The sequence below is a fragment of the Mesorhizobium sp. M7A.F.Ca.AU.002.02.1.1 genome, from assembly GCF_003998535.1.
GTDB lineage: Bacteria > Pseudomonadota > Alphaproteobacteria > Rhizobiales > Rhizobiaceae > Mesorhizobium > Mesorhizobium ciceri.
On sequence record NZ_RZPB01000771.1, the window covers coordinates 1 to 2,806 of the forward strand.

Sequence of the window (2,806 nt, forward strand, 5' to 3'; positions counted from 1 at the left end):
AGATTCAGGTGAGGCCGGCCTGCAAATGGCGGTTTCCTGCGCTTCCGGTTCTCACGTACGAAAAGTACGCTCCGCTCCGGTTCTCGGAACCCACCATTTTCGACTCGGCCTGACCTGAATCTAGACGCCGGCGCTGGAAAAGTGAATCGGACGAGTGGATTGGCCGCAATTGCTCAAGACCTGATTCAATTCACGCAACGATCCAACGAAGGAAAAACCCCATGGCCACCACAAAACTCCTCAGCGATGCCGAGGTCGAAAAGATTCCCGCCGTGAAAGCCGTGTTCGAAGACATCCGCGCGACGCGCAAATCTGATTTCGTCAACAATTTCTGGCGCGGGCTGGCCAATGATCCTCCGGCGCTGAAGCGGATCTGGGAACAGTTGAAGGTGGTGATGGTCGCCGACAGCGCCATCGATCCGCTGACCAAGGAGATGATCTACATCGCGGCGTCGACCGCCAATGGCTGCTCCTACTGCGTCCACTCGCACACGGCGGCAGCCCGCGCCAAGGGCATGACCGATGCGCAGCATGGCGAACTGGTGTCGATCATCGGGCTCGCCGGCCAGACCAACCATCTGGTGACGGCGATGCAGATTCCAGTCGATCCGCAGTTCGAGGTGAAGTGAGGCGTCACACCGGCCGGTAAACCTTCTCCGCCGTGTTCCAGAAGATATCCGCCTCGGCCACCGCACCATGCTTGGCCACCGCGTCGCGGTGCGCCTTGATCAGCTCAGCGTGGCTGGTCCACAGCTTCTCGATCGGGAAGTTCGAGCCGAACATCAGATGGTCGGCGCCCAGGATATCGATCGCGTTGTCTACGACATAGGCGATCAGCAGGGGATCGTTGCGGTGGACGAAGGTGCCGAGGCCCGACAGCTTGGCGTAAAGATTGGGCGCCGCCGACAGCGTTTGCAGGCCTGCCTTCCAGGCCTCGGTGGTTTCCGGTTCCATGCCGGTCAGCATGCCTGCATGGGTGAGGATGAAATTCGTTTCGGGGTTCTCGCCGACCAGCGTCAGGCCGTCCTTCATCTGGGCGGGGAAGAGCTGCAGGTCGAAGGACAGGCCATAATCCTTGAGCCGCGCCACATTGGCGCGCACTTTCGGGTCGATCACCTGATCGGCGGAGGCGGCGAAGCGGAAGGCCGGGGTCTCGTGCCAGTGCAACTGCATGCGCAGGCCGCGCAGCAGCTTGTATTTCATCAAGCGATCGATCTGAGGCCTGATATCGTCGACGGTCATGTCGGTGTAGCCGACGATGGCATGCGGCCAGCCGGTTTCGTCGGACGTCTTCTGCAGGAAAGCGACTTCCTTCTCGAAATCCTCCTTGGCCCAGTTGGTCTGGACGTAGACGGCCTTCTCGACGCCTGAATCCCTCTGGTCTTCGAGAAATTCCTCGATCGGATAGTCGCGCCGGATCGGTTCGTAGGGGCCGAAGATGCGCGGCACCATCGGTCCGACCAGCCATGGCTGATCCTGTTGGCGCCAGATGTGAAAATGTGCGTCGATGGTTTTCTGCATCATGAAACCCTCTTCCAGATTGTCGCCGCCGCCGGAGCAGGGCGGGCGAGCGACAGGATGAAATCGGTGAGACCGGCAAGCGACGAGCCGTCGACGAGATCGTCGAGGTCAGGCAGGATGGCGCGAAGTGCCGCCGTTGCCGGCCGGAAGCGCGGGTCGCCGGCCAAAGGTGTGGCCAGCGACAGCCGGAAGGCGCGGGCGCTCAGCCGCCGCATGGCTGTCTCCAACTCGGCATGATCGCCGCGTTCCAGCGCGTCGGATAGGATGACGATAGCGGCACCGCGTGCAAAGGCTGAAAAGCGCGGCACCGAGAGGAAGGCGAGCAGCGTCGGCCCCATGCGGGTGCCGCCGTCCCAATCGTCGACCTGGACAGCGGCGCGGGCCAATGCCTGGTCGCCGTCGCGGATGCGCAATGCCGTGGTGATGCGGGTCAGCCGCGTGCCGAAGGTGAAAATCTCGGCACGGTCCGCGCCTTGCACGGCGGCATGCGCCAGCTTGAGATAGTCTGCGGTGTGCAGCTTCATCGAGCCGGAAACGTCGATCAGCAGCAGCAGCTTGCGCGGCACGGTCTGGCGGCGGCGCAGCAGCGGCGAGGGCACGTCGCCATCGGCGCTGACGATTTCCCGCAGCGACCGGCGCAGATCGAGCTTGCCGCGCGAATGCGTGCGCACGGTGCGGAACGAGCGGCGGGCGGGCAAGGCTGAAGCGAGCCTGCGGCGGAAAGCGGCAAGGTTGTCGTCGTCGCGCTTGAAATCGCGGGTACTCAGTTGTTCGGCGCCGGAAGAGAGTTCGCCACCTTCCTGATGGCTGATGACCTCGATCTCTTCCTGGCTCGCACCGCCATCATCCTTGATGCGGGTTTCCTCGTCGGCGTCGCCTTCGACCACGGCGGACCTGTTGCCATAGAAATGGCTCTGGAAATGCGCTTCGAATTCGTCGCGGCGGTCGGGCGGCGGCGCCAGGGTGGCGAGGGCCGCCTCGCGGATGTCGGCCATCGAGCGTGGACCGAGCAACGTCACCGCCTGCATGAAGCCGGAGACTTGCTCGGGGGCTATGGCAAAGCCGTAGCGGCGCAAGAGCCTGGCAAAACCCAGGAATGGCGAGGCGGCGCGGGGGAAGCTTGTTTCCCGCATCATTCTGTGTCGCCCCCCTCTGTCCTGCCGGACATCTCCCCCTCAAGGGGGGAGATTGGCAGCTTCGGCGCTTCGCTCTGTTCGGCGACGTCAGCGATTAGCGAAAGCGGGGATGACATCCGATCTCCCCCCTTGAGGGGGAGATGTCCGGC

3 protein-coding genes are annotated in these 2,806 nt (G+C 63.3%); 1 reads left to right on the forward strand and 2 read right to left on the reverse strand.

Annotated features, from left to right (window positions below; translation table 11 throughout):
- Positions 1–221 precede the first annotated feature (221 nt).
- Positions 222–629: a carboxymuconolactone decarboxylase family protein gene (locus EN879_RS30995; RefSeq protein ID WP_127274481.1), complete on the forward strand. Its 408-nt coding sequence runs from the start codon at positions 222–224 to the stop codon at positions 627–629.
- 4 nt (positions 630–633) lie between these two features.
- On the opposite strand, the gene EN879_RS31000 is transcribed toward EN879_RS30995, so the two are convergent.
- The gene (locus EN879_RS31000) at positions 634–1,521 is read right to left on the reverse strand and encodes an amidohydrolase (RefSeq protein ID WP_063170273.1); all 888 of its coding nucleotides are present in this window, start codon (positions 1,519–1,521) and stop codon (positions 634–636) included.
- Positions 1,521–2,657, reverse strand: coding sequence for a VWA domain-containing protein (locus EN879_RS31005; protein ID WP_063168527.1), 1,137 nt, complete (start codon positions 2,655–2,657; stop codon positions 1,521–1,523). The genes EN879_RS31000 and EN879_RS31005 overlap by 1 nt, the downstream gene beginning before the upstream one ends.
- Between the last annotated feature and the right edge of the window lie 149 nt (positions 2,658–2,806).

Excerpts from the sequence above, each read along its gene's own strand:
- EN879_RS31005 (WP_063168527.1), bottom strand. The coding sequence starts at position 2,657 with ATGATGCGGGAAACAAGCTTCCCCCGCGCCGCCTCGCCATTCCTGGGT.
- EN879_RS30995 (WP_127274481.1), top strand. The coding sequence starts at position 222 with ATGGCCACCACAAAACTCCTCAGCGATGCCGAGGTCGAAAAGATTCCC.
- EN879_RS31000 (WP_063170273.1), bottom strand. The coding sequence starts at position 1,521 with ATGCAGAAAACCATCGACGCACATTTTCACATCTGGCGCCAACAGGAT.